The 20,671-nt window shown below is 49.3% G+C and carries 17 protein-coding genes; 10 read left to right on the forward strand and 7 right to left on the reverse strand.

Features of this window, described 5'->3' with window-relative positions:
• Positions 1-355: 355 nt before the first annotated feature.
• Positions 356-538 (forward strand): hypothetical protein, encoded by a 183-nt coding sequence (locus RHD99_RS20595; RefSeq protein ID WP_309879227.1) that lies wholly within the window; start codon positions 356-358, stop codon positions 536-538.
• 7 nt (positions 539-545) lie between these two features.
• Here RHD99_RS20595 and RHD99_RS20600 read toward each other — a convergent pair whose 3' ends face one another.
• The gene (locus tag RHD99_RS20600; protein WP_309876288.1) at positions 546-1,853 is read right to left on the reverse strand and encodes a tyrosine-type recombinase/integrase; all 1,308 of its coding nucleotides are present in this window, start codon (positions 1,851-1,853) and stop codon (positions 546-548) included.
• 599 nt (positions 1,854-2,452) lie between these two features.
• Positions 2,453-2,725, reverse strand: a complete 273-nt coding sequence (locus RHD99_RS24045) for a helix-turn-helix domain-containing protein (RefSeq protein WP_374708446.1) — start codon at positions 2,723-2,725, stop codon at positions 2,453-2,455.
• A gap of 105 nt (positions 2,726-2,830) precedes the next feature.
• Between RHD99_RS24045 and RHD99_RS20605 the strand changes: the two genes are divergently transcribed.
• Positions 2,831-3,265, forward strand: a complete 435-nt coding sequence (locus RHD99_RS20605; protein WP_309876290.1) for a helix-turn-helix domain-containing protein — start codon at positions 2,831-2,833, stop codon at positions 3,263-3,265.
• Positions 3,266-3,339: 74 nt separating this feature from the next.
• Here the strand turns inward: RHD99_RS20605 and RHD99_RS20610 are convergent, their stop codons facing one another.
• From RHD99_RS20610 to RHD99_RS20625, 4 genes are all read right to left on the reverse strand, one after another.
• A complete protein-coding gene (locus RHD99_RS20610) occupies positions 3,340-4,788 on the reverse strand; it encodes a capsule assembly Wzi family protein (RefSeq protein WP_309876292.1) in 1,449 nt (482 codons plus the stop codon).
• A 22-nt stretch (positions 4,789-4,810) separates the two neighbouring features.
• The gene (locus RHD99_RS20615; protein WP_309876294.1) at positions 4,811-5,449 is read right to left on the reverse strand and encodes a LuxR C-terminal-related transcriptional regulator; all 639 of its coding nucleotides are present in this window, start codon (positions 5,447-5,449) and stop codon (positions 4,811-4,813) included.
• Positions 5,450-6,334: 885 nt separating this feature from the next.
• Positions 6,335-7,780: a tagaturonate reductase gene (locus RHD99_RS20620; protein ID WP_309876296.1), complete on the reverse strand. Its 1,446-nt coding sequence runs from the start codon at positions 7,778-7,780 to the stop codon at positions 6,335-6,337.
• A 13-nt stretch (positions 7,781-7,793) separates the two neighbouring features.
• Positions 7,794-8,816 (reverse strand): zinc-binding alcohol dehydrogenase family protein, encoded by a 1,023-nt coding sequence (locus RHD99_RS20625; RefSeq protein WP_309876297.1) that lies wholly within the window; start codon positions 8,814-8,816, stop codon positions 7,794-7,796.
• Between the two features lie 160 nt (positions 8,817-8,976).
• On the opposite strand from RHD99_RS20625, the gene RHD99_RS20630 reads away from it, so the two are divergent.
• Both RHD99_RS20630 and RHD99_RS20635 read left to right on the forward strand, forming a co-directional pair.
• Positions 8,977-9,891, forward strand: coding sequence for a GntR family transcriptional regulator (locus RHD99_RS20630; protein WP_183273228.1), 915 nt, complete (start codon positions 8,977-8,979; stop codon positions 9,889-9,891).
• A 214-nt stretch (positions 9,892-10,105) separates the two neighbouring features.
• Positions 10,106-11,467: an MFS transporter gene (locus tag RHD99_RS20635; RefSeq protein WP_309876300.1), complete on the forward strand. Its 1,362-nt coding sequence runs from the start codon at positions 10,106-10,108 to the stop codon at positions 11,465-11,467.
• A 26-nt stretch (positions 11,468-11,493) separates the two neighbouring features.
• Here the strand turns inward: RHD99_RS20635 and RHD99_RS20640 are convergent, their stop codons facing one another.
• Entirely contained in the window at positions 11,494-12,363 is an 870-nt protein-coding gene (locus tag RHD99_RS20640; RefSeq protein ID WP_309876302.1) for a LysR family transcriptional regulator, read from the reverse strand.
• Positions 12,364-12,560: 197 nt separating this feature from the next.
• On the opposite strand from RHD99_RS20640, the gene speB reads away from it, so the two are divergent.
• The 6 genes from speB (at position 12,561) to nepI (ending at position 20,630) form a co-directional block, all read left to right on the forward strand.
• On the forward strand, positions 12,561-13,538 hold the full coding sequence (gene speB, locus RHD99_RS20645) for an agmatinase (RefSeq protein WP_309876304.1): 978 nt from the start codon (positions 12,561-12,563) through the stop codon (positions 13,536-13,538).
• A 37-nt stretch (positions 13,539-13,575) separates the two neighbouring features.
• Positions 13,576-15,087, forward strand: a complete 1,512-nt coding sequence (locus tag RHD99_RS20650; RefSeq protein ID WP_309876305.1) for an aldehyde dehydrogenase family protein — start codon at positions 13,576-13,578, stop codon at positions 15,085-15,087.
• A gap of 143 nt (positions 15,088-15,230) precedes the next feature.
• The gene (locus tag RHD99_RS20655) at positions 15,231-16,739 is read left to right on the forward strand and encodes a purine-cytosine permease family protein (RefSeq protein ID WP_309876307.1); all 1,509 of its coding nucleotides are present in this window, start codon (positions 15,231-15,233) and stop codon (positions 16,737-16,739) included.
• 36 nt (positions 16,740-16,775) lie between these two features.
• Positions 16,776-18,464 carry a choline dehydrogenase gene (betA, locus tag RHD99_RS20660; protein WP_309876309.1) on the forward strand — a complete coding sequence of 563 codons (1,689 nt, stop codon included), beginning with the start codon at positions 16,776-16,778 and terminating at the stop codon, positions 18,462-18,464.
• Between the two features lie 117 nt (positions 18,465-18,581).
• Entirely contained in the window at positions 18,582-19,352 is a 771-nt protein-coding gene (locus RHD99_RS20665) for a DUF2461 domain-containing protein (protein WP_309876311.1), read from the forward strand.
• 93 nt (positions 19,353-19,445) lie between these two features.
• A complete protein-coding gene (nepI, locus tag RHD99_RS20670; protein ID WP_309876312.1) occupies positions 19,446-20,630 on the forward strand; it encodes a purine ribonucleoside efflux pump NepI in 1,185 nt (394 codons plus the stop codon).
• Positions 20,631-20,671 lie beyond the last annotated feature (41 nt).

Genomic DNA, 20,671 nt, shown 5'->3' on the forward strand with positions numbered 1-20,671 from the left:
ATAATACAAACTCACCATTTCTTTCTTCAAAATCGATGCCGATCAAAAAAACACTTTTAGTAACAAAGAAATCCGCACTGCGGGTTTGACTGATGCGCATTAATTAGCCCGGTAAGAATTAAGAAATACTGAAGTGATGGGGTTTTCTGTTTTTGAGCAGAGATACACCATCCTTCTCCAGGATACGCTCATATGGATATATCGTTAGGGAAGTAATACGTAGGGGATGACTAAAGAAATCATCTTAGTGTTCTGTATGATTATCGAACAAACGATGGTATCTACTAAGATCTCAATGTACTTACATCTCAGCCCATTTAAACAACTGCTGATTAAACTCTACCAAGTGTTGTCCATGAAGGGAGAAACCATGCCGTATCAAATAACCCAAGAACAAATCTACCGCTCCGTTGCCAGCTCAACAGCCATTGAAACAGGTAAACCCGTACACGAAATTGAGCGACAGCTTAAACTTAAACGCAACCGAAAACTGGCGAAAACCGTCGGCCTCGCCAGCAAATCCAGAGATCCGATTTAATCAGACTTTATCTCTGCCCAAATAGATTCACTACATTGTTTTCTTGCTGTTGCTGGTGGTTATTCACACGCGACTCCCAGATTTCGAGTGCCTTCCGCTTTTCAACCAGGTAATCGTAACGATCATAGTGTTTAGAACTTACGTCCTGTAAAGCATGGTTCTGAATGCGGTCTCGAAGGTCTTTAGCGATACCCGCTTCCCCCATCAGAGTCTTACAGGTCCGGCGAATATCACGAGCAATAAAAGATGGGCTCAACGCAAAGTGTTCCCGATAATAGATGATGGCTTGGGCGAAGCTGTCTGTGCGCAGATGCTGTTCAGGTTTGATGCGCTGCGGGAAGATATAGGGGCTCTGGTTAAGATTCTCAGCTTTCAACTTTTCGAGAATCCCAATGGCTGACTCTGTCAAAGGCACTAGATGGTCCCTTTTATTTTTCGACACATCCGCCACTATCAATAATGTTTTCTCTTCCCAGTTAATCGCATCCCAGCGGCTGGAAACGAGTTCATGTGGCCGCTGCCCACCGGTGTAGACGCACAAGTTAAGCAACTGGCTGATTAACAAGCCCACTTTTGGTGCTTTGGGGAAATCCCCCATCAATTGCAGCAACTCATCTAATTTCAGCCAGTTTGTACCCGGCTTTTCTGCTGCTGACTGTTTAGGAATGACGCTGACTGGGTTCATCAGGAGCCCAAACATAACATTCTGCTGGTGGTTTGCCGGGTCGTTATCTGCCTTCAATCCATAATTGAATGCGGCCATCAGATAAGAGCGGACACGGTTTGCTTCAACCGAGGCACCACGCTTAATAATAGCCGCCAGAATTTGTTTGATATGAGCGGGTGTAACGTCACGCGCTTTCGTCGCTTTAGGTATAAATGAGTAGGTTTCTTTTTCCAGCCGGTACAAGACCTGTTGCCAGGTGCGTTTGCCGTCTTCACGCATTTTGGTGGTGTAACCCAAAATGAGTTGCTCAATGCTGCCTTTGAGTTGGTCTTCACGCTGTTGTTGTTCGGCAGTAAAGAGTTGCTCCGCGATTTCAGCTTTGGGGGCTTTTCCCTCTTTAAGTAGACCAGCATGCTCTTTGCATTGCTGCCTTGCCTGAGCGAGTGACAATTCCGGAAAGCGGCCAAGTAGAATGAATTGCCGTTTACCTTGCCAAAAGTAACGATAGTAAAATACTCGCTGACCCGATGGCTCAACTTTCACCCCTAATCGCCCTGCCCCACGCTCACCACTTTTATCCCATTCATAGTAAGCCGTTGTTTTCGGCTTTAAGCCACTGATCATCGAGACAGTTAAATTATCGGCCATAGTCTTCTTCAGTCCTTTGTTCGTTACGTCACCCAGACTGATTCTGGGTGACGTAGTGGGTGACGTAAGGATGATACTGAAGGTAAAAACCCAGAACAACATGAAACAACAGATAGTAAATAAATAACTGTTATTTATGATATTTAATCTATTGTGAAAAAAGGTGAAAAATAATGAAACATGATATTCATATGACTCATAATCGCTTGGTCTCTGGTTCAAGTCCAGCAGGGGCCACCAAATAAAACAAGGACTTACGCTAAAAACGTGAGTCCTTTGTTATTTCTGGGGATATGCCGGGGATACTCCAGAAAGGTAATCATAGTGATTTATGGTTATTAAACATACAACCTCGCACCTCTTCACATTTTTTATTCTGCAATAATCCATAGTGGCCTAAACCAACCGAACGGATAGGCGATGAAAAAATATGTGGCACTGGCCGAAAAGCAGCATCACTGGTGGTGGGTGATCCTACCCGCGAATAGTGGACACGCGACTAAGTGAGTAAACTCTCAACCAGAGGTGACTCATGACAAAATCAGCATTAACAAGCAAAAAGCCCCGTAAACAGCAACGGCCAAAAGACGTTGTTTTTATTAAAATCTTTTAGGCAGTACATTTAACTTCACCAAAAGTCCTTTATTAGTCGTGATATACCCACCGGTCTTCAGACCGGATAATGTTTTCATTATCCCACTACGTGAAAGCATACTTCTTGATTTTATGTATTCTAATGCCGTCGTGGTTGCACGAATTTCAAAGGTTTCATTGTTAAGAGAATTTAACAGATTGCAAATCAGTTCATAATTACTGATACCGACTGTTTCTTTCTGGTAATCAATAAAACGAGTAACCGTCATCATTAACATATAACATAAATTTTTCCAGAGTTGATTATCATCTTTCGGCGCTTATTTATTTCGATATTTTTCTGAAGCGTATTAAATACATCCTTCACATGGACATTTCAATGTATGGAAATGATTAAGCAGTACATTAAAAATCAGTCGTTACTGATGTCAGACCCTTCCAACGTGATCATTCAGTCCACCACGCCAATTGAGTATCTTTATCTGCCACTGGACGTCATTTTAGAGCATGTGGATGAACATGATTTATGGAAGAGTATTTCTTATTTTCTGATGCACGTGACGTACCGCTTTAACGAGTATGTTAAGACAAACAGCGGTATTTCGACCTATCAGTTGATTTGCAACCTTCTTATGGCCCTGAATGAGGAAGATTTTGAAACTCGAGCTACGGTTTCAGCGGCCAAATACATTTTAGATAGAACCCCCATGTCACGCTGCGGAGTGATGAAAATGTTGTCCAGTCTCAATAAAGGGGGCTACATCGTCATCAAAAGGGGATTGCTAATCAGAATTAATAAATTACCAGAACAGTACTAGCGCCACTGTTGTAGAGATGAATATATTGAATAAAAACAGTCGTATCGAAAGATATAACATTATGTCCCTGATGATTACCCACCTCCAGCTGACAACGCAACAGACACAGAAATGCCGGTATCATTATGCTGCTGACTGTCATACCCCACATACCATGCACCCATCTCGATCGTAGCCTTGTTTGAAGCCGGCAATGACCAGCCCAGTTCAACACCTTTTAACGTATCAGAAGAGGGATAGGTTTTGTTGATGCTTTGCGAGGTACGGTTAACTCTGGCCCACATCAGTTTTGTACTGAGACGTTGTTCATTTTCCAGTACGATTTCTGTTTTTCCGGAGTAACGCGTTCCATCACCGCCCATTGCATCCCCAAGCGGGGCACCTTGCTGGTAATAACCTTCGCGGTAGCAATAGTGATAATAAATGATACCCGTTTCTTTCATCCCCGAACGGGTATCTGCACCTTCAAGATACCAGTTTACCTGCCGGTTACCCCACTCATGATTCCCCTGAAGACCCGCAAGGAATGTATTGTGTGAGGGTAAAATACCTGCCTGATCTTCACCGATGACCTGGCCATAAATCGACACAGGAATCCCGGTAAGCGTATACAGCTTCCAGTTAAAATCAGCACCCGCCATTTGATCGCCAGGGTCTCGAGCCTGGTTCCCGGTATTGTCGTGTCCTGCGAAGGCGTCCCAAAAGGATGACATATTATTGGGACGACCTTTTCCGCCCCACATCATTATTCTGGAAAAACCCACTTCTAATGGCGTGGCTGGATTAACCGTTAATCGCCCACCGATAAGTTTGGGATCTTCAGGGCGTTGATACTGACGTAATTGCCCTGCTGAAAGCTGATATTGCCAGTTTCCCATCCAGGATAACCATGGGGATTCGAAAGGTGACTGTTCAGCGCGTTGCATCAATAAACCCGTTACAGGGCGTGCGGCATCTGAGCGAATGAGACTGCCGTCATATCCGGGTCCCCACCACTGCGGTATTTCCCCGAATGCTATCCATTGATTAAAGACTTTCACTCCTGCAAAGCTCCCATTGAGATTTCCCCGAGCTGTATCGTCTATATACTGGTCATACTCCTGCTGCCCCTGAATATTGATATCCCATGTTTCTGTACTGAACTCCACTGCTGCACCTAACCCAGTACCGCTCGTTTTGGTGGTGCTAAAGCCTTGTGGTATCGCTGATTTCGAAGATTGTGTCCTGGCACTGACCCTGAGGGGGCCCTTTGTGAAAGCCAGACGGTTCTGAACCCGGTTAATGACTCGCTGAACAGTTGGATCTCCATTGCTGTAGGCCGCAGTTATCGCCCGTTCGATTTCCTCCTGGCTCAGCGGCCAGGTAGAGAGATTGATATTTAGAATATTGCGATTATTAAGCCAGACAAGATCGCTTCGAAGCTGGTAATCACCCGAAACCAGCCCCGTAGCGTTAGCCTGTATTGCAGCCCCAAACAGGGATAATCCCAACAATGAGAATGGTAGTAAAGTGAGTGATTTCATACACATCCTTTGTGTTTTATTATTATATGTTCATGATGGGAATGGCAGAGACATTATTTTTCAGTTTATTCATCACATTAAGTAGACGGAGTAATTCACAGTCTGAGTTCAGATTAAATTTCCCCATAATTATTCTTTTATGTGCGAAAACAGTTTTGATATTGATATCCAGGCTCTGAGCTATTTGATGAGGACTGCTTCCCTGAGAATAATGAGTCGCGACCTTTATCTGTTGTGGTGAAAGTGTTTTGTGTCCACAGGCCAGGCATTGCCACTGGCTGGCAGTAATAGCTTTATCACTACAATGTTCCCAGCCGTCTACTATCCTTTCGGTCAAAAGGGTTATCGGTTCGTTGCGATTAATAAAAATCATATTTTCAAAACAAAGTGGAAGCTCATCAATATACGGTTTACGCACCACTTCATAATCGCCAATGATCAGGCTACCTTTCCTTCTGGCATATAATGCAGGGTGGCAAACACCACTTTCTCCTGGAGCAAGCTTCATGATAATGACATCAGCCTTTGCAGCACTTAGCGTATCTATGCCACTGGTGAAGGTGGTTTTCTTTCCAAACCTTTCGAGAAATATTTTACTCAGAAGGGTCTGAAACCCGAGACGGTAAAAACCATTATCATTATCAATAATTATATTGATCATAAATTACCCGTAGATGGGCTGCAAAGAATCGAGAAAACACAGGTATCACCTTTATCTGAGGACATTAAAAATAGCTCATGGCTTCGGCATCAGGAAGCAAGCTCCACACAACACAGCTAACAAGAGTTAAAACGATCAATACTTTAATTATTTTTGTTAAGTAATACACTGTGATATTCCATAGCATTTTCTTTAGGTCATCCTGTAAATATTGAAAACATCTCCTGAGGGAACAGGCGTTTTAGGTCAGCCAGACATGAATGAAATAGGGAAAACATCAGAATAATATTACTCGTTTCTTTCAATTCAATGTAGCCAATGAGTATTGGTTTACAATATTTATATGAAGAGCATCCTTCACTCAACTGTTTTTTTGTCTACTTTTAGACCCAGACGCCATTCATGTATTCGTTTTTTGGTTTCTTGTGAGATTGAATGCGCATTTTGCCAATCATGTATTCTTGATTAAAAATCACCAGTAAAAATTATAAGTCCACATATGGACTGGCGGTGTTTTTATATCCTCAAAAATGATTGAACCTATTTTTTCTGTTATGGATAATGCGCTTCATCAGAGAGGGGCAACTTAAAGGGGAAGTGATTAACTGTATTTATCACAAGTAATGCCGTTATTGCAGCTTTACTTTTAATACTTTCTGTATAACACACCTTTCATTTTTATGGAAAAGCCAAATAAACAGTTTATAATTAATAAGCTGGTTATTGACCTTATATAAACACTCAAAGAATATTGCTATGAATAAAAATATTATTGCTGCTGCTATTGCTGCTGTTTCTATTATGTCTGCTTCTTCTGTATTTGCTGCTGAAGGTTAAAAAAACAGCGCCCAACACAACTCTGGGCGCTGCAAAGGCAAGGTAACCTTAATCCAGTGCTTTTACTGCCTGGCGCATCCCTTGCACCAGAATATTTTCCAGACATACAGTCACCTGGGCTGCAAGCCCCGGTAACAACGTTAAATCCTCACCCCAATGCGTGTTATCACTAAGCACAGCATCCACCAGTTCGCGCAATGTCAGATCCGCCCCCACGCGCGGCCACATCTGCTGGTAGAGCGTGAGCCACTGTTCATCGTCCTGTAGTGGATATGACCCACCCGCCCGCTCACCACGGTAAAAAGCGATCAGCGCGGCAAGCGCAAACGTCAGTCGCACGGGATACGCGCCATTCTTTTGACCCGCCAGTAGCTGAGGCAAAATACGCGTGCGGAATTTCGTCATGCCGTTGAGCGCGATAGAAAGTAGCTGATGGCGGATATATGGGTTCTGGAAACGTCCTGTCACCGCATCGGCAAATTCGCGCAGCTCGCCGGCGGGGAGATCCAACACCGGAATAATCTCCTGGCTAATCGCCTTTTCCACAAAGTGGCGAACATCATCGTCCTGCATCGCCTCGCCGACGGTATCTAGCCCACACAGCAACGCCACTGGCACCAGTGCGGTATGCGCCCCGTTGAGAATGGCGACTTTACGCTCTTTATACGGCTTGATATCAGCAACAATGCGGATATTCAGCGAACACTCCGCCAGTTTTAACTCATCTGCCAGCCAGGCCGGCCCCTGAATCACAAACAGATAAAAATGCTCGGCGGCGACGAGAAACTCATCGTGATACCCCAACTGATCTTCCAGCGCTGGCGCCTCCTCGCGTGGATAGCCGGTCACGATTCTGTCCACCAGCGTAGAGCAGAATGTGTTTGCCGTCTCCAGCCAGTCGAGAAACGCCGGAGACAGTTGCCACTCCTGCGCATAACGCTGAATGAAGGTCTTGAGCGCATCGCCGTTATAGTCAATCAGTTCGCAGGGAATGATCACCCAGCCTTTGTCTGGTGCGCCGTTGAAATGGTTAAAACGTTCCAACAGCAGGCGCGTCAGTTTGGCAGGGAAGCTCACAGGTGGGGCATCATTGATACTGTCACCTGCGTGATAGCTAATCCCGGCCTCAGTGGTGTTAGAAAAAATAAAGCGAATATCGGGGTTATGCGCCAGCGCCAGATATCCGGCAAAATCCTGATATGGGTTAATCTCGTTATTCACCGAGCGGATCAGCCGTGCGTCACTGACGGCCTCGCCCTGCTCGTTCAGGCCACGTACCACCGTGGTGTACAGGCCATCCTGGATGTTTAACGACGGCGGAAAATCAGTATTAATGGGGCGAACAAGGGTGACTCCCGCCTGCAAATCGGTGTTCTCATTAAGGATATCTAACTGCCAGTCCACAAAGGCCCGCAGAAAGTTACCTTCACCAAACTGGATCACTTTCGTCGGATAGCTCGCACCAGGAAAATCATTCCGATTCAATGTGTTCATGGTCATATCCTTATCAGAAAGTAATCACGCCTTTGATCAGATCACGGTTGTTAATCACATCACTTTCATAGATTTCCGCCAGGGTGGCGAAGGGGTAACGATGCGTCAACATCATGTCTGCGGTCAGTTTGCCTTCCGCCATCAGGCGTCCCACTTTGGCGAAATCCTCCGGCGTGGCGTTACGACTGCCCATCATAGTGGTCTCTTTCTTGTGAAAATCGGGGTCAGAAAACTGCAAATCGCCCTTAAACAACCCGACGAAAACAATACTGCCGCCGTGGCGAATCAGATTAATGGTGTTGTTCATCGCGTGTTGATTCCCCGTGGCATCAATGACTTTTTGTGCCAATGAGCCGTCGAATTGTGCGCGCAGTTGGAGGTCAAAATCCTCGGCTGACGGGTCGATAACCGGTAGCGCCAGGCGAGATATCACATGCTCCCGACGAGCGGGGCTGGTATCGGCGACGACAACCTGCGCGCCATCCGCTTTGGCGATGGCCGCCGCACCCAAGCCAATGGGGCCTGCGCCGACAACCAGTACCTGTTCACCGAGTTCAATCGCCGCCCGGCGTACCGCATGTGCGCTAATGGCATATGGCTCAATCATCGCTGCCGCCAATGGATCAATACCGTCAGCAACCAGCAGGTTCGTCACCGGAACAGACAAATACTCGCTGAATCCGCCATCCTGATGTACACCAATCACCGAAATTTTCTCGCAGCAGTTGGTTCGCCCGCTTTTACACGCTGGACATTGTTGACACGCCACGTAGGGAATAACCGCAACCTGTTGACCATTTTTCAGCTGCTGGGTATTTTTCCCCAGTTCAACAATTTCACCGCATATTTCATGACCCAGAACGCGAGGGTAACTGAAAAAAGGTTGATTACCTCCCCAGGCATGAATATCTGTCCCGCAAATTCCAACAGATTTAATTTTTATTAATGCTTCCCCTTCCCCTGGAATAGGAATTTTACGTTCATTCCAGACTAATTTCTTCGGTTCCTGACAAATCAGCGTATTCATCGTGGACATAATTCTATTCTCCTGTTTTCTGTTGCATCAGATATCGATGAAAATAAAAACATCGGAGAAACAGGAATCGTAATCTGTGAATACAGACGCATAAAAATGTTCTAAATGTGGTTTTAATACACCAAAATCGGGTTTTAATTCGCCAAAGATGGAGAGTCCAATGAGCCGCTCGCAAAATTTACGCCACAATGTGATTAACCAAATGATCGATGATATGGCTCGCGACCATATCCCTTCCCCACTACCTTCGCAGAGTGCTCTGGCGGAGATGTACAACATCAGCCGCACCACGGTGCGCCATATCATGGGTCATTTAAGTGAGTGCGGCGTGCTGACGCCAGTCGGCAGCGACTACGTGATCGCCCGTAAGCCCAGCCATGACGACGGTTTCTCCTGCATCACCGCCTCACTGGCTGAGCAAAATCATATTTTCGAGCAAGCTTTTTTCACCATGATTAACCAACGGCAGTTGCGCGCCGGTGAGACATTTTCCGAGCTTCAACTGGCGCGTGCCGCAGGCGTCAGTCCGGTCGTTGTGCGGGAATATCTTTTAAAATTCGGGCGTTATAACCTCATTCAAAACGAGAAACGCGGCCAGTGGAGCATGAAGCAGTTTGATCAATCCTGGGCAGAGCAACTGTTTGAACTGCGTGAAATGTTGGAAACACACGCTCTGCAACATTTTCTGAATCTGCCGGATAGCGACCCTCGTTGGCTAAGGGCAAAAACCTTGCTGGAACGCCATCGGATGCTTCGCGATAGCATCGGCAGCAGTTTTCGCATGTTCTCCCAGCTTGACCACGAGTTTCACGCCCTGCTGCTTTCAGCTGCTGACAATATCTTTTTCAATCAATCCCTTGAGATAATATCCGTCATCTTTCACTTCCACTACCAGTGGGATGAGCGGGATCTCAAGCAGCGAAACATCATTGCTGTCGACGAACACATGACCATTCTCAGCGCCCTGATTTGCCGCAGCGATCTGGATGCGACGCTGGCGCTACGTAACCATTTGAATTCAGCCAAACAATCGATGATTCGTTCAATAAACCAGAGTCTTGAAAGCGCCCATTAAATGCCGATTAAAAACAGATAATCATTAACGGCAACACGATTTTATCAAATTTAAACGCCAGAAAATTGTGCCTTACCTATGCTCACGTCAAGTCGACTGCATTAGAAAAAACTCGTGAGTGGTGGTGAATAACATTTATCACTTGTCGTTTAAATAAATCCTGCTCAGCATTTTGTTGAGCAGAAAATAAAATCATAAGGTTCAGGAGTCCGGTGTGGAAAGAGAAAACATTAGCCTAGACCCGCGTTCTTCATTTGACGCGCCCTCACCTGCGGATATTTCCGTCCCGCCAGATGGGATGATTCAACGTAGCAGCAGAATAAAAAGAATACAGACTACGGCAATGATTTTGCTATTTTTTGCTGCTGTAATTAATTACCTCGATCGCAGTTCACTGTCGGTAGCGAATTTAACCATTCGTGAAGAATTAGGACTCAGTGCAACTCAAATCGGTGTCCTGCTTTCCGTCTTTTCACTCGCTTATGGTATTGCACAACTTCCCTGCGGCCCGCTGTTAGATCGCAAAGGTCCGCGCATTATGCTCGGCCTGGGAATGTTCTTCTGGTCACTGTTCCAGGCGCTCTCCGGCATGGTGCATACCTTCACTCAGTTTGTCCTGGTCCGCATAGGCATGGGGATTGGCGAAGCGCCAATGAACCCGTGCGGCGTGAAGGTCATCAACGACTGGTTCAACATCAAAGAACGGGGTCGCCCGATGGGGCTTTTTAACGCCGCCTCCACTATTGGGGTAGCGATAAGCCCGCCAATTTTGGCCGCAATGATGCTGGTGATGGGTTGGCGCGGGATGTTTATTACTATCGGCGTATTAGGTGTTTTCCTCGCCATAGGTTGGTACATGCTCTATCGCAACCGTGAACAGATTGAACTGACTGGCGTGGAACAAGCGTATCTGAATGCCGGAAGCGTTAACGCACGCCGCGATCCGCTGAGTTTTGCAGAGTGGCGCAGTTTATTTCGTAACCGCACCATGTGGGGCATGATGCTTGGCTTTAGCGGCATTAACTATACCGCGTGGCTGTATTTGGCCTGGCTGCCTGGCTATCTGCAAACATCTTATAATCTGGATCTCAAAAGCACTGGGCTAATGGCCGCGATTCCGTTCCTGTTTGGTGCTGTGGGTATGCTGGTGAATGGCTTTGTCACGGACTGGCTGGTGAAAGGTGGGATGGCACCGATTAAAAGCCGTAAGATCTGCATCATCGCAGGGATGTTCTGTTCTGCTGCATTTACCTTCGTGGTTCCTCAGGCCACAACGTCTATGGAGGCCGTCTTACTGATTGGTATGGCGCTGTTCTGTATTCATTTTGCCGGAACTTCCTGCTGGGGACTGATCCACGTGGCTGTTGCGTCACGCATGACGGCGTCAGTCGGCAGTATCCAGAACTTTGCTAGTTTTATTTGTGCGTCTTTCGCACCGATTGTCACCGGCTTTATTGTTGATACGACCCACTCGTTCCGTCTTGCGCTGATCATCTGCGGTTGCGTCACGGCTCTGGGTGCGCTCGCTTACATCTTCCTGGTTCGTCAACCCATCAGCGACCCACGTACTCATTGATCACTGGCAGCCCGATAACACCATGCTTATCGGGCTAAGCCTGGACTGCAATGGCTCATCAACGCCTCCATAAACACACGAAGAATAGCGGGTTGTGTTGCTGCACGTTTGGTGACTGAAGAGAACGGCCATTTAGAACCAAATTGCTTCGGCACAATCTGGCGCATCTGACCGGACTCAACCCATTGGCGGGCGTAATGTATGGGAAGGAAACCGATGTACGCCCCGGTCAGGATCAGAATGGCTTGCGCCTCGACATTGTCTACGGTCGCCGCCGCACTTCCTGATTTGAGCATTTGCAGATCGCGTTGTTGCAGGAAGCCACGCGCCACGATTTGACTATCCCGCACCGCTGCAATCAGGTCATCGCCCTCAGCCCGGTTTTCGAATAGCGGATGGTAGCAACTGCAGTACAAACCATCTTCTTCATCGTATACCGGCTTGTAGTCCAACCCTGCCACCTCGAACGGAAAATGTCCTATGGCGACGTGCAACCGTCCATCCAGCACGCGCTCCTCCAGCTCAGCAGGCGTACCAATGTAGATATCCAGTTGTACATCGTGTCCATGCGAGACGAACTGTCGCAAAGTGCGTGACAGTATGCTGCCGCTATCGGTAACGGTGTTGTCGATAATGCCCAGATAGAGTCTGCCGGAGATGTGCCGCTTGAGTGACGAGGTATCCATACAAAATGTATCGACTGCCAATAACAAACGTTGTGCTGCTTCGTAGGTCGCCGCGCCATGTTCAGTCAACCGAAAGCCACTTCGTCCGCGTTCGCATAATTTGACACCGAGCCGTGTCTCAAGGCTGGTCATCTGTTCACTGATCGTGGATTGACTGACATTCAGGGCTGCCTGAGCGGCCGAAAAGCCTTTGCATTTCACAATTGTCATGAAAATTCTCAGCAGCTTCAGGTCAATATTGTGCAGTTGATTCACTTCTTTTTCCTCTTACGCTTTGCTTCGGAAATGGCGATATGAACATCTGATATTTTCTATTTTTATACTGCGAATTGTTGACCATAGTCATTGTTAAGGCAAATAAACCAGTGCCTGCCCTTTACCAGAAAATCCACAGATGGGGAGTGAAAATGGGGAACAATAACTATGAGTCTGGACGATTAAACTTGCCGTTTGTCGGGCATTGTACTTTTGCAAAATCGCCGGTGTGCCTCAACTGGGAAGAGATTGATGCCGACGTGGCAATTCTGGGTGCCCCTAATGATATGGGAACCCAATGGCGTGCTGGCGCCCGCTTTGGACCACGCGGTATTCGCGAGGCATCGACTCTGTTTTCATTCGGTCATGCTGGTGCTTATGACCATGAAGATGATGTGCTCTATCTGACTCAAGATCAGGTACGCATGGTCGATGTGGGTGATGCTGACATTGTGCATACCGATATGGTCAGTAGTAACGCCAACATCGAACTGGCAGTACGCAAAATTCTTGACTCCGGCGCCATGCCGGTGGTGCTGGGAGGCGACCATTCGATACACGCTCCGGTCATCAAGGCGTATGCCGGACGAGGGCCGATTCACATCGTGCACTTCGACGCCCACCTCGATTTTGTCGATGAACGCCACGGTGTGCGCTACGGACACGGCAGCCCACTACGCCGCGCGTCAGAAATGGACCATATTGTCGGCATGACGCAGCTTGGTATCAGGAATGTCTCCTCATCCAACCGCAGCGACTATGACGCCGCCCGCGCAGCAGGTTCAAACATCTTGTCTGTGCGTGACGTGCGCCGACTAGGCACCGAGGCTGTGCTGGCGCAGATCCCCGAGGGTTGTAACTACTACCTCACCATCGATATCGACGGTTTCGACCCGTCTATCGCGCCAGGTACCGGCACGCCGAGCCACGGTGGCTTCCAGTACTACGAGGTACTGGAAATCATTCAGGCACTGGCCAAACGCAGTGGTGGAAACATTATCGGCATGGATTTGGTCGAAGTGGCTCCTGCCTACGATCCCACCGGTGTGACCTCAATTCTGGCGGCCCAATTGCTGATGAACAGCATTGGTTTCATTTTCTACGAGCGTAAGCAAGCCCTGTCTCGCTGAACATAATCCGGATAATAAAAAAAGAGAGGATGATCAAATGGACGCAACCGTAAAACACTATCTTGACCGATACGGTATTTCCGAGGCAACGCAACGCTTCCTGGCTAAGCCGCAGAAAATGTTTATCGGTGGCGAGTGGATTGATGGAAGCGCAGGGGAAGTGAGTGCCGTTATTGAGCCGTCCACACAAGGCATACTGACCTCTATTCCATTGGCGAGCACCGCAGACCTTGACCGCGCCGTGGCTGCCGCCCGCCACCAGTTCGACCACGGTGAATGGTGTCGCCTGAAGCCGCTGGAGCGCGAGCGCCTGATGCACCGCCTGGCTGACCTGATAGAAGCCAACGCTGATGAACTGGCTGAGATCGAATCGATTGATATGGGGAAATCGGTGTCGCAGGCACGTGATGTCGATATTCAGGGCACCATCGACACCTTCCGCTATTTCGCAGGCTGGGCTTCTAAGCTGCATGGTCGCACCGTCGAGCCCTCTCTGCCGGGCAATTATCTGGCGTATACCCGCAAAGAGCCGATTGGTGTCGTTGCCGCGATTGTTCCGTGGAATTTCCCACTGCAAACCATGGCGTGGAAACTGGCGGCTGCACTGGCGGTAGGTTGTACTGCCGTGATTAAACCCGCAGAACTGACATCGTTGTCGACGCTGCGTTTTGCTGAATTAGTCCAGGAAGCCGGTATTCCTGACGGCGTGGTCAATATCATCACAGGACACGGCAATGTGATTGGCGCAGCTATGGCCAACCATCCGGGGATCGACAAAGTCACCTTTACCGGCTCCACTCCTGTTGGCCGTAAAGTCGGGCATACCGCCGTTGAGAACATCAAGCGTGTGACCCTGGAACTGGGAGGCAAGTCCCCTGTTCTGGTACTGGAAGATGCGGATATTCCTGCTGCGGCTCAGGCTGTCGCCAACGGTGTGTTCTTTAACTCCGGCCAGGTGTGCGATGCCGGTACCCGCGCCTATATTCACCGCAGTATTTATGATCGCTTCCTGACCGCACTTGCCGACTACACCTCGACGCTGAAGGTTGCGCCAGGGCTGGATCGGGAGTGCTTCATCAGCCCACTGGTATCAGCCAGGCAGAAGGACTCTGTACTGTCCTACATTGATGCTGGCGTACGCGAAGGTGCGAAACTTTACTATGGTGGAAAACCTCACAAGGGAGAGGGTTTCTTCGTCGAGCCAACCATCTTTGCTCACTGTCGCAACGATATGCGCATCGTACAGGAAGAGATCTTTGGCCCGGTATTGGTGACTGCCCCATTCGATACCGTCGAGGAAGCTATTGAGCTCGCCAATGATTCGCCGTTTGGCCTGGCTGCCGCAATTTATTCGAACGACCTCGCCCGCGTACACACGCTGATTCCTCAGCTTCGAGCCGGCTCTGTGTATGTCAACGCACACAGCACAATCGACCCGGCACTGCCGTTTGGTGGTTTCAAGGATTCTGGTTTTGGAAAAGATCTGGGTCCTGAGCAGCTCGACTACCTGATGGAAACGAAAACGGTGTGGATCACCCTGCCTTCGTAATCCCACTCGCCTGTCACTTCCGAATTAGCTTGCAGCGGTTCGGAAGTGACCAGATAGCACGCAAGACACTGAACTAGCGAGCCGGTCATCGCCTGGCTTAACGAATTCTTATTGCTTCACCCTTATTGCTCACGGGGTACATCATGCAAACAGAATCAACAGCAGTTAAAGGGAGCAGCAACGAGCAAAGCACCATCGAAGGACGCTCAATAGACTTTGTGCCAGAACATGAACGTACTGACAAACTCTCCAGTCAGGGGCCTTTCTGGTTCGTCGGCAACTTTACTTTTTTTACCATGACCATCGGCTTTGTCGGGCCGAGTGTCGGGCTTGATTCAATATGGACCACTGTCGCCGGTACGCTGGGCATCATGTTTGGCACGCTGTTTATGGCCTTCCATGGTTCACAAGGGCCGCATCTGGGGCTTCCGCAGATGATCCAATCACGCGCCCAGTTTGACTATCGTGGCGTGGTGCTGGTATTGATCGCGACCCTGTTTGTGTTCGCTGGCTTCAATATCGTCAACCTGGTGTTGATGATGCAGGGGCTAAAAACGCTGTTCAGTTGGGATCCGATGCAAGTTGCGCTGGCCGTGACTTTACCGGCCACGATTCTTGCCATACTCGGCCACGACTGGATGCACAAAACCTTCAAATGGTCACTGTACCTGTCGCTGCCTTTATACGGCCTGGTCACTCTGGCGGTGCTGATGGGCTGGGTTCAGGATGCTCCGGTGATCAAAGGGGCTGTTCCGGAAACACCTTTAGGCTTCAACTGGACGGGATTTATTGCCCAGTTCGCAGCGGCTGCCAGTTACAACATCGCCTATGCACCGTATGTTTCTGATTATTCACGCTACCTGCCGAAAAACACCTCGAGCAGCAAGCTGATCACAGCGGTATTTTTGGGCGCATCGTTGTCGGGTGCATGGATGATCTCGGTAGGAGGATGGTTGGCGTCCCATCTGCACACAACAGATGTGCTGGTGGCACTTAACGCGGTCGGCGCAGGTTTTGCCCCTCATCTGGGTACGGTGGTGGTGGCGATCACTATCCTGGCCTTCCTGCCTGTTATCGCGATGAATATTTACAGCGCCAAACTCACCGCGATTACCAGTATCGACTCCTTCAAGAAGATAGAACCGACGGCCAAAGCCCGTGTTGTGGCCATCATCTTCGTGGTGTGCTTGCAGCTGGGTGTGGCGATGAGCATCTACAACTCTGGCTCTGGCCTGTCAGTGCTCAACATCTACCTCGTCGTGATGCTGTACTTCCTGGTGCCCTGGACTGCGGTCAACCTCACAGACTATTTCTTTGTGCGTAGAGGCCGTTATGCCATCCCCCATTTCTTCTTGCCACACGACAACATTTACGGCCGCTGGGGGACGCGTGGTTTGCTCTCCTACCTGGTGGGTTTCATGGCGATGGTCCCGTTCTTCTGCATCTTTGATGGGAGTCGCGAGGTGTTTGTCGGCCCGATTGCACAGGCAATGGGCAGCGTGGATTTAGCCTGGCTGGTGGGGCTTATTGTTTCAAGCATCGTCTACTACCTCTCTTGTCGTTCGCTGAATCTTCATCACGAAGAAGCGGTTATCGCGCATATCGAAATCAATATGCCGGAATACACCACCGGGAATAAAAGGCGCGCCTGAGGCGGTTGTCCAGAATAAAAATGGAGCAAGAATATTATGTCTACCAAACAATATGACTACATCATCGTGGGTGCCGGATCGGCAGGTTGTGTGCTGGCAAATCGTCTAACCGAAGACCCTAAAGTCAGCGTGCTGGTGGTCGAGTATGGCGGAAGTGATAAAAGCGTCATCATTCAGATGCCCAGCGCGTTCTCGATACCGATGAACACCAAAAAGTACAACTGGCACTATGAAACCGAACCCGAGCCACATCTGGATGGCCGCCGCCTGCACTGCCCGCGCGGCAAAGTGCTTGGCGGTTCGTCGTCGATCAACGGCCTGGTTTACATTCGTGGCCATGCCTACGACTTCGATGAATGGGAGTCGTTAGGTGCCAAAAATTGGGGTTATCGCAACTGTCTGCCGTATTTCCGCAAAGCGGAAAACTTCAAGTTTGGCGGCGATGACTATCGTGGATCAGAAGGCCCACTGAGCACCAACAACGGCAACAATATGCAAAACCCGCTGTACGGTGCCTGGATTGAGGCTGGCGCACAGGCGGGCTACATCAAGACCGAAGATACCAACGGATATATGCAGGAAGGTTTTGGTGCGATGCATATGACGGTCAAGAATGGTGTGCGCTGGTCAACGGCGAACGCCTATTTACGGCCTGCAATGGAGCGCCCAAATCTGACCGTCGTCACCCATGCTATGACCCGTAAACTGGTGCTCGAAGGCAAGCGTGTGGTGGGCGTTGAGTATGAGCAAAATGGGGAAATACACACCGTACGCTGTACACGAGAGGTGTTGGTGTCTTCTGGCCCTATCGGCTCCCCTCACCTGTTGCAGCGTTCAGGCATCGGCCCGGCCGAAGTGTTGCGTAAAGCCGGGATTGAGGTGAAACACGACTTGCCCGGTGTCGGTGAAAACTTGCAGGATCACTCCGAGATTTACATTCAATTCGAATGTAAGGAACCGGTGTCGCTCAATAGCAAAATGGGGCTGTTCTCTAAGGCGCTGATTGGCCTGCGCTGGTTACTGTTCAAAGATGGTTTGGGCGCGAGCAACCATTTTGAAGCCGGTGGATTCATCCGCTCAGGGAAAGGGTTGCGCTGGCCGGATATCCAGTTCCATTTTTTACCTGCGGCGATGCGCTATGACGGTGATAAACCGTTTAAAGGACACGGTTTTATGGTGCTCACAGGCCCGAATAAGCCCAAAAGCCGGGGTTATGTGCGTGTGCGCTCAGCCGACCCGTATCAACATCCGGAAATCCGTTTTAACTATCTTGAGCGCGAAGAAGACCGTGAAGGCTTCCGCCGTTGTGTGCGCCTGACGCGTGAGATAATTGGCCAGCAAGCGATGGACAGCTTCCGTGGTGTGGAACTGGCTCCCGGCCCTAATGTGAAAACAGACGAAGAAATTGATGCGTTTGTGCGTGCCAACATGGAAAGCACCATGCACCCGTGTGGTTCTTGCCGGATGGGTGAAGACAGCCTCGCCGTGGTGAATTCCGAATTGCGCGTACATGGCCTGCAAGGTGTGCGAGTGGTTGATTCATCGGTGTTCCCAACTGAGCCGAACGGCAACCTGAACGCACCGACTATTATGCTGGCAGAACGTGCGGCTGATCTGATTCGTGGCAACACTTTGCTGGCACCGTCCGATGCGCAAGTAGGTCTTGCCGATAACTGGGAAATTCAACAACGCACCAGCATCCCTCGTCGCGACGTTGCCGTCTAGGTCTGCCTGTTTCGATAAATTATTGATTAATCCCGCAAGCCACCAGCCCAAAAAGCGGTTGGTGGCTTCGTGCATATACCCTGTTAGTTGCACTGGAAATAGTGTTGAATAATACCTTTGGCGGCTGGCATCCGCTTAATTGGTACTCATAAGGGTCAATCAATAATGAATGCTCAAACACCGAAAACCCCAACGTCTTCTGTATCAACAGGCGGGATATTTAGCGCGGCTAGCCTGCAATTTCTAAAACAACTTGCGCAAAACAACTCCCGCGAGTGGTTCAAAGCCCATCAGGATGAATACGAAAATAGCGTGAGAACGCCAGCTCTACGGTTTATTGAGCAGATGCAGCCCAGTATTCTTGCTCTATCACCGAAGCTCACCGCCGTGCCGAAAAAAGTCGGTGGCAGCCTTATGCGCCCGCAGCGGGATAGCCGTTTCAGCAAAGATAAAACACCTTACAAAACCAATGTCGGCATTCAATTTCGCCATTTTCAGGGCAAAGATGTCCATGCACCGGGGTTATACCTGCATATAGCTGAGGAGGGTTGTTTTATTGCGGCGGGGATCTGGCACCCTGAATCTAAAGCCTTAAATGCTATTCGCAGGTGTATTGATGAAAACCCAAACGCTTATCAAAAGGCATTAAAAGCATTGCAAAGTCAGGGGTTTATCATGGATGGCGATAGCTTAAGTCGCCCACCAAAAGGCTACGACAAGACTCACCCTTTGTTACAGGAATTAAAACGCAAAGACTTTATCGCGGTGAAAAATATCGACTTTGAGGAGCTGTGCAAGCCTGGCTCCGTCAATTTCTGTGCCGAACAGTTTCAACATTGCAGTCAACTGATGGCCTACCTGTGCTTTGCTCTGGAACTGGATTTCTAGAACACGCCGGAACAGTTGCCAAAATGTTAATTACGTCACAAATATGGTGCTACACTACGCGGCTTTATCGCAGAAACGACGCCAGGTGACGAAATGAGTGAGCATATTGAAGGGACAATCGAAGCAAGGGCCAGAACGCGGCCTAACTGGTCAGCGGTATTTGCCGTAGCGTTTTGCGTAGCCTGTCTGATTACCGTAGAGTTTTTACCGGTAAGTTTGCTGACACCAATGGCACAAGAGCTGGGAATTTCTGAAGGGCTTGCAGGGCAGTCCGTCACCATCACCGCTTTTGTCGCCATGTTCGCGAGCCTGTTTGTGACCAGTATTATTCGCACAACCGACAGGCGCTATGTGGTTATCCTTTTCTCCGTGCTGCTCACCCTCTCCTGCCTGCTGGTTTCCTTTGCGAATAGCTTCACCATGTTGTTGATTGGCCGCGCGTGTCTGGGTATCGCGCTGGGAGGATTCTGGGCAATGTCAGCGTCCCTGACCATGCGACTGGTTCCGACGAACAAGGTGCCAAAAGCACTCTCGGTGATCTTTGGCGCAGTCTCAATCGCACTGGTGATTGCCGCCCCGCTCGGCAGTTTTTTAGGCGGGATTATTGGCTGGCGCAATGTGTTTAACGGCGCAGCACTAATGGGTGTTGCCTGCATCATTTGGGTGTGGAAAGCGCTACCTTCGCTTCCTGGCGAATCGACCCAACATAAGCAAAACATGTTCGGTCTGCTTAAACGTCCCGGTGTGCTGGCAGGTATGACGGCAATCTTTATGACATTTGCCGCCCAGTTCGCCTTCTTTACTTACATCCGCCCGGTGTACATGACGCTCGCCGGATTCGACGTTGATGGCCTGACGCTGGTGCTGTTGAGCTTTGGTATCGCCAGTTTTGTCGGCACATCGCTTTCCGCAGTATTCCTCAAGCGTTCGCTGAAACTGGCGCTCACCTGTGCCCCGCTCATATTGGCACTGAGCGCGTTAATACTGGTGTTGTGGGGTTCGGACAAAATTGTCGCCTCAGCCATTGCCATTATCTGGGGCTTCTCGTTCGCGCTGATCCCAGTCGGTTGGTCAACATGGATAACCCGTTCACTTGCGGATCAAGCTGAAAAAGCGGGATCAATTCAGGTTGCGGTGATCCAGTTAGCGAACACCTGCGGTGCCGCAATTGGTGGCTTCGCGCTTGATAACCTCGGCTTGCTTTCGCCGCTGGTGTTGTCTGGCAGTTTGATGCTGCTAACGGCATTGTTGGTGGCGGTAAAGGTTCGAGTGAAGTAGTGGTGCCGGACGGTGCGTTGCTTTTCGGAACGACCGTCCTT

The organism is Buttiauxella selenatireducens, assembly GCF_031432975.1.
In the GTDB taxonomy this organism is placed as follows: Bacteria; Pseudomonadota; Gammaproteobacteria; order Enterobacterales; family Enterobacteriaceae; genus Buttiauxella; species Buttiauxella selenatireducens.